The sequence below is a fragment of the Mycolicibacterium pyrenivorans genome, from assembly GCF_025821625.1.
GTDB lineage: Bacteria > Actinomycetota > Actinomycetes > Mycobacteriales > Mycobacteriaceae > Mycobacterium > Mycobacterium pyrenivorans.
Window position 1 is genome coordinate 1 of record NZ_JACKSH010000238.1, and the last position, 6368, is coordinate 6368.

A 6368-nucleotide genomic window follows, 5' to 3' on the forward strand; every position below is an offset into this window, starting at 1 on the left:
ACCCGCCTAGTACCCCAAACAACACGCCCCAGCAAGCAAACCCACAGGTCACAGAACTAACGGATCGAAATCTCGGAGACCATGTCCGAAGTCAGGTCCGAAGGGGTGGACCGCGAACGGCTGGTGCCGGTGGTCGCCGGCATCGCGGAGGTCTTGCCGTGGGTCAAGCAGTGGCACAGCGGTCTAGATCCGAACCTCGGGGTCGACCTGTACGAGTACCTAAACGGCCAGCTCCTGGAGAAGGCGCAGCAGGTGGGCGTGCCGGTGAGTGAACTGGGCCAGTCGGGGCCCCCGGTTCCGGTGCGCGGACGCAAGACGAAGGGGCGGTAGATGTTTCCTGGGGCAGGAGCGCCCGCGCACACGCTGCGTGAGGTCTTCGATATCACAGCGTCGCAGGGGCGCAACGACTACGTGCTCAAGCTGTCGGATTCGGTGGGCGATCAACAGCTGTCGGAGACCATCGACTCCTACGTGGTGACCCCGGCGCTCGCCGAGGCCTTCGATGTGGCGCTCGGTGTGGTCGACGAGGGGTTGCGCACCGGGGAGAATAAGGCCGCCTTCCTTGATGGCTCGTTCGGGTCCGGTAAGTCGCACTTCATGGCCGTGCTCCATGCGATCCTCGGGCACGCTCCGCAGGCACTCGCGGTGCCCGAACTGCAGCCGACGATCGCTAAGCACACGACGATCGGGCAGAAGAAGCTGCTGCGATTGACCTTCCATTTCCTCGGCGCCGACAGTGTCGAGGCCGCCCTGTTCGGCCAATACCTGCGTCAGATCGCGCAGCTACATCCCGACACCGCACCGCCGGTGCTGCATGCTGCCGGCGGCCTGTTCGCCGACGCCGACAATCGTCGCGCCGAGGTGGGTGACGAGAGGTTCTTCGCCACCCTCAACGGTTCGTCGGTCTCCAGCGGCGCCACTGTGGACTGGGGCAAAGCCAATGTGTCGGTGGCGGATTGGAACCCGAGTACCTACGCTGAGGCCACCGCCGCCAACGCCAACCCGGACATCCGGACGCGGCTGCAGCAGGCGCTGATCGCCACCTACTTCACCAGCTACTCCCGCAACACCGACTGGCTGCCGCTCGAAGACGGCCTCGCGGTGATCGCCGGTCACGCCAAGTCCCTCGGCTACGCCGGTGTGGTGCTGCTGCTCGATGAGCTCATGCTGTGGCTGTCCTTCATCATCTCCGAACGCGAACGCTTCAACACCGAGGTGCAAAAACTCACCAAGCTGGTCGAGACCAGCCGCGGACGCTTTTCACTGCCGGTCATCTCGTTTGTGGCCCGCCAATTCGATCTGACCCGGTGGGTCACCACGGGATCCGATTCCGGCGCCACTCAGCAGGCCGCCGAACAAGCCATCCGGCATCAGGCGGGACGGTTCGCCAATGTCGTCCTCGGTGACGAGAACCTGCCCTACATCGTGCACAAGCGACTGCTGCGGGTACGTGATCTCCACGCCCAGCAGATCCTCGACAACGCGTTCGTCGCCATCGACCGCAACCGCAAGGTGTGGGACGTGCTGCTCGACGGCATGAACACCGATGATCAGCACCGCGGTTCCGACTCGGATGCCTTCAAACTGACCTACCCGTTCTCCCCGGCACTCATCGCCTCGGGCCAGCTCGACGTGCTCAAGGTGGGCACTCGACTGCGGGTTCGGGGTCCATTCGGTGGCGGTTACCTGCGGGAGGGAGACCGCCCCGTTCTGCTGGTGGCAACCGGCTCCGGCATCTCGCCGATCCTGTCAATCCTGGAGCACGCGGCCCTGTGCGGGGACGAACGCAAGTTCACTTTCTTCTATGGGGCTCGGGTAGGCGCCGAGCTTCCATGCGAGGACCGCATGGGTGAGCTTTGCGGGTTGCTCGACCTGACGTATTGCCCGGTACTGTCGAAACCCTCGCCGGAATGTGGCTGGCCCTGTGAACCCTCACGAGTAACCACCGGAGTCCAGCGTCGGATCGGTGACGGCGCCCCATATGACGCCTACGTCTGCGGCAAGCCCGAGATGTGCGACGCCGTCATCGCATTGCTCGAAGCAAAAGGCACTCCGGAAGAGACAATCTTCAGTGACAAGTTCTTTCCCGCAGTGGAAGACGATCCGCCGACACCTCCCTCGGGCCGCACGAAAGTCGCACCCAGGTGTGCCACGAGTTGGTCCGGGTCGACGCCAGGGCCGGCAAGACCGAGGTAGCCGTCGAGACGGACCACGTACGCCGAAGGACCGGCAGGCCCGCTTGTGACTGCCAGTTCGCGAAGAAGACGAGGAGGTGGGGGTCGAGGCGCCCGCGGTCGTAGTAGTCGCGCTTGTAGTGCGAGAAGCCGCGTTCGGCGCTGTCGAGGTAGCGCGTATCGCCGGTCAGGCGGTGGGCTTCGAGAAGCGAGCATGGCCTCGGCGGGATAGAGTTCCTCGCCACTGTCCGGCGCATCGTCGAAGAAGACCTTGTGCGACCCGTCCTGTCTCTGCTGCCCGACGATGCCGTCGGCGAGCCGTGTGAGCCGCTCAACTTCGTCGGGAAGCTCCGAACGCGCCAGGGCAAGAACCAGGAAGGCGCTGTAGGCAGTGGACGACGCCGCTTTTTCCGGCGCCACCGTCGCGTAGCCGTCGCGCCCAATGAACAGCTGGCCGAAGTGCGCGAGCGAGCGCCGGATCAGGCCCGCCAGGTCGCCGCGTTCCAGAAATGCGCTCAGGACCTCTAAGATGAAACACCGGCCGGCTGAACCGCGATCGGGGGAAGCCGCAGAACAACTCGGGCAGTCGCCCATCGAAGGCGTCTGCCCCATCGAGCAGACCGTTCGCTAGCCGCTCGGCGAGTGCCACGGCGCCCGGCACGTGGCGGCATCGCATCAGGCCGGCCACCGCGATGGCGGTGTCGTGCGGCCACGCCGATCCGTCGTGGTAGCTCGTCGGGTTGTAGGCGCCCATCGTCGTCGCTAGCGTGCACTACCCGACCCCGGAATCCATCTCCTCATGCGATAGCCCGCTCAACGATGTCGGCCGCGTGCTCGTCGGTGGCGATCCCGGTCCACAAGCAGTGGGCGACGTTGCTGGACAGCGCGTCGACGCGACGTTTGCTGCCATCCAAAGCGATGGCGTACCAACCCTTTCGGGAAGCCAAAACGCTTCTAAAAACGGCGCTTCCGGGGTTTCCGTGGGTCCGGTCTGGGCGTGATGGGCGCTCGGCGGCAGGATATGCGGTGTGCGCGACACCGAGTTGTACCGCCATCTGCTGGGTCTGGTAGCGCCGTGAGGGGTGGGGCGGGTGGAGCTGTCGGTGCCGGGCGGCCGGGTGGACGTGTGGGTCGAGCATCCTGACCGGACCCGGTTCTGTTGCCCGGACTGCGAGCGCGAGTTGGCGGTGTATGACCATGCCGGTGAGCGGGCGTGGCGGCATCTGGACTCGTGTGCGTTTCTGACGTTCCTGCACGCCAGTGCACCGCGGGTGGCCTGTCCCGAGCACGGGGTGCGTCAGGTGCGGCTGCCGTGGGCCGAACCGCACTCGCGGTACACCGTGTTGTTCGAGCGGCTGGCGATCGACGTGCTTGCCGCGTGCGACGTGGCGGCCGCGGCTGGGCTGCTGCGGGTCAGCTGGGACGAGGCGTGGCGCCTGATGGACCGTGCCGTGGCCCGCGGCCTGGCCGCCAAACCGCTGGCCGTGCCGGCCCACGTCGGGGTCGATGAGAAGGCGGCCGGGAGGGGGCAAGACTACATCACCGTGGTCTGCGACCTGGACGCGGGCACGGTGGAGTTCATCGCTGACGAACGCCGCCAAGCCAGCCTGGACGGCTACTTCGAGAAGTTCACCGCCGAGCAGCGAGCCGGTATCGAGGCGGTGGCGATGGACATGTGGGAGCCGTTCGCCAACTCGGTGCGCGCGCACCTGACCGACGCCGACGACAAGATCGTGTTCGACCGGTACCACTTGATGGGCTATCTGACCAAGGCCGTGGACACCGTGCGCAAGCAGGAGAACCGGGCGCTGGCCGCGGCCGGCGACAAGAGCCTGGCCGGCAGCAAGTACCTGTGGCTGTACTCGGCGGAGAACCTGCCCGAACGTCACCAGGACCGCTTCGCCACGCTGCGGTCCGGTGACCTGAAAACCGCCCGGGCATGGGCGATCAAGGAGAGCCTGCGGCACTTCTGGTCCTACCAGCGCCGCGGCTGGGGTGCCAAGCACTTCACCCGCTGGTACTTCTGGGCCACCCACTGCCGGCTGAAACCGATCATCGACGCGGCGAAGACGTTGAAGCGCCACGAGGCGGGGCTGCTGTCCTACTTCGCCCACCCGATCACGAACGCCGGCGCCGAAGGCCTCAACTCCCGCATCCAGGCGATCAAGGTCTCGGCCCGCGGCTACCGCAACCGCGAGCACTTCAAGACCGCGATCTACTTCCACCTCGGCGGACTACAGCTCTATCCGGCCACGCCATGACCCAAGGACTTCCCGGAAGAGCCCTAAAAACTTCCCGCGCAGGGTGTCGGCCCGATCCCGCAGGCGGGTGGCCGCCGCCGGATCGCCGAACGCCTCGGCCAGCTCGGCACGCCCGAGCAGCGCGGCACACAGATAGCCCTGCACGTCGCACAGCGCGATGGTCGGCTCGGCCAAGCGCCCCTCGGCGTCGTTGATCGCGTCGAAGCTGTCCTTCCAGCCCTGATGGATCGGACCGCAGGTGGTGGCCCGCTGGTATTCGATGAAGCAATCGCCGTCGCCGTACTCGTCGGCCCAGGCCAGTGCGGCGTCGGCCGCGGGAAGCAACGACCGCGCCGAACCCCCGTCGGCTCCCCACCGCCAGGACTCGGCCAACAGCATCACAGAGAGCGGGGTGGCGTCGACCGAGCCGTAGCAGGCGACGCCACCGAGGGAGTCACCGCTGCCCGAACCGCGGCGCAGCTCGTGCAAGATCCGACCGGGTTGCTCCTCGGTCATGGGATCGATGAGCCGGCCCTGCAGCCGGGCGAGCCGCTGCAGCGTGCCGATCGACAGGCCAACATCAAGCGGCAGCGCCATCCACGCGGTCAGCAGGCTGTCGCGGCCGAACAACGTCATAAACCAGGGCGCCCCGGCCGCGACGAACGGCCCGGCGCCGGCGTTTTCGTCGCGGATCAGCAACGCCCCCAGATCGCTCTCGGTTCGGCGCAACACCTGGGCGAGCACCGGATCACCGGCTGTCACGTCTGTTGCGGTGTCACGCCACGCTTCGAGTCTGCGGGTAGACCCGGCGGTTTCGACGATCTCGGGTCTGCCAGCGCTGATGCGGTGGCAGCACGATCTGCCACGACAGCACTCCCGGTATCACGGTGGGGTCCCCAGACGCGATCACGGACAATCCGCGTGCGGGATCCCCTAGGACGCCGAGCACAAGTTCAGTGCCGGCTGATGTCAGCCAAGCTAGTCGACGCAATCTCTGCTCGAATCGAATCACGTTGGGCTGCAACAGAAATTCACTATTTCAAAGGCCCACAACTCTGGATGCGATGGCGCATCACCGCCGAGGCCGGTCCCAGGCATCGCTCAGGGAACGGCGGGTTGGTCGGATCAGCTGGCCGCCTGCACCGTGACGTGCTTGTCAGCCGGCGCCGCCAGTGCAGGTACGGCCACCGAGACCGTCAGGATGCCCTTGTCGTAGGTGGCTTTGATGTCTTCTTCATTGGCGCCTGCCGGCAACATCACCGAGCGGACGAATGAGCCATAACGGAACTCCGAGCGGCCCTTGGCTTCCTCGTTTTCGGTCCGTTCAGCCTTGATGGTCGGGCGGCCGTCACGCACCGTGATGTCGACGTCTTTGCCTGGATCGATGCCAGGGATTTCAGCGCGCACCACGTAGCGGCCATCCTCCATCTCATCCTCAAGCCGCATCAGCAGCAGGCTGTCGGTCCAAGAGGTAGATAACCTCCTCGAGCACGGCGACTCACCGAGGGTGAAGTGCCGGTCGACATCGACCTGCACGATCTGGACGGCGGCGTCGAGGTCACGTTCGCGATGGTCGACGCGACCACGCTGCCCAGGTCGGCGCGGTGCCAAAGACTGTGTCCCTGAACGCGATTCGCCTGTCATAGGGTCGGGACGGCTGGTGACGCCTGGTGACGCTGGATGTGTGAGTGAGGCCAAGCGCATCAAGATTATCGAGGAAGCCCCGTACCGATTCCGGCTCGAGCAAGAAGGCGCGATGCGCTTGCCCGAGCTGTCCGAATTATTCACCGAGCTCCCGGTCCTCAGCGCGGGCGCGTTGGCGGTGGCGGACTTCGAGATCCGGGATTGACCACCCGCGCGGGTGTTGGTGGCAAAGCAGGTGATCCGCCAGCCGTTGTCGTCGGTGAGGCGCAGCTGGGCGCCGGGATGGGGGCGTTCACGGCGGGCGATGACC

At 66.0% G+C, this 6368-nt stretch carries 6 protein-coding genes and 3 pseudogenes; 5 read left to right on the forward strand and 4 right to left on the reverse strand.

Going from position 1 to position 6368, the window contains the following annotated elements:
- Positions 1-81 precede the first annotated feature (81 nt).
- From H7I57_RS26220 to H7I57_RS26230, 3 genes are all read left to right on the forward strand, one after another.
- Positions 82-330, forward strand: coding sequence for a DUF7008 domain-containing protein (locus H7I57_RS26220; RefSeq protein ID WP_264027185.1), 249 nt, complete (start codon positions 82-84; stop codon positions 328-330).
- Complete coding sequence (locus H7I57_RS26225; protein WP_264027186.1) at positions 331-2196, forward strand: DUF6079 family protein; 1866 nt, start codon at positions 331-333, stop codon at positions 2194-2196. It begins immediately after the preceding gene.
- A 251-nt stretch (positions 2197-2447) separates the two neighbouring features.
- Complete coding sequence (locus tag H7I57_RS26230; RefSeq protein ID WP_264027188.1) at positions 2448-2702, forward strand: hypothetical protein; 255 nt, start codon at positions 2448-2450, stop codon at positions 2700-2702.
- 7 nt (positions 2703-2709) lie between these two features.
- Here H7I57_RS26230 and H7I57_RS26235 read toward each other — a convergent pair.
- Positions 2710-3135: pseudogene (locus H7I57_RS26235) on the reverse strand (amylo-alpha-1,6-glucosidase); the annotation flags it as partial.
- Between the two features lie 130 nt (positions 3136-3265).
- On the opposite strand from H7I57_RS26235, the gene H7I57_RS26240 reads away from it, so the two are divergent.
- Positions 3266-4435, forward strand: a complete 1170-nt coding sequence (locus H7I57_RS26240) for an ISL3 family transposase (RefSeq protein ID WP_264027187.1) — start codon at positions 3266-3268, stop codon at positions 4433-4435.
- Positions 4436-4462: 27 nt separating this feature from the next.
- Here H7I57_RS26240 and H7I57_RS26245 read toward each other — a convergent pair.
- Both H7I57_RS26245 and H7I57_RS26250 read right to left on the reverse strand, forming a co-directional pair.
- Positions 4463-5378: pseudogene (locus H7I57_RS26245) on the reverse strand (amylo-alpha-1,6-glucosidase); the annotation flags it as partial.
- A gap of 161 nt (positions 5379-5539) precedes the next feature.
- Positions 5540-6025 (reverse strand): Hsp20/alpha crystallin family protein, encoded by a 486-nt coding sequence (locus H7I57_RS26250; protein ID WP_275081742.1) that lies wholly within the window; start codon positions 6023-6025, stop codon positions 5540-5542.
- A 73-nt stretch (positions 6026-6098) separates the two neighbouring features.
- Between H7I57_RS26250 and H7I57_RS26255 the strand changes: the two genes are divergently transcribed.
- The gene (locus H7I57_RS26255) at positions 6099-6263 is read left to right on the forward strand and encodes a hypothetical protein (RefSeq protein WP_264027190.1); all 165 of its coding nucleotides are present in this window, start codon (positions 6099-6101) and stop codon (positions 6261-6263) included.
- Here the strand turns inward: H7I57_RS26255 and H7I57_RS26260 are convergent.
- Positions 6210-6368, reverse strand: a pseudogene (locus H7I57_RS26260) (IS1380 family transposase); the annotation flags it as partial. The gene H7I57_RS26255 and the pseudogene H7I57_RS26260 sit on opposite strands and share 54 nt — an antisense overlap.

What these genes read in the sequence shown, in the direction of transcription:
- H7I57_RS26220 (WP_264027185.1), top strand. Translation starts at nt 82, where the DNA reads ATGTCCGAAGTCAGGTCCGAAGGGGTGGACCGCGAACGGCTGGTGCCG.
- H7I57_RS26225 (WP_264027186.1), top strand. Translation starts at nt 331, where the DNA reads ATGTTTCCTGGGGCAGGAGCGCCCGCGCACACGCTGCGTGAGGTCTTC.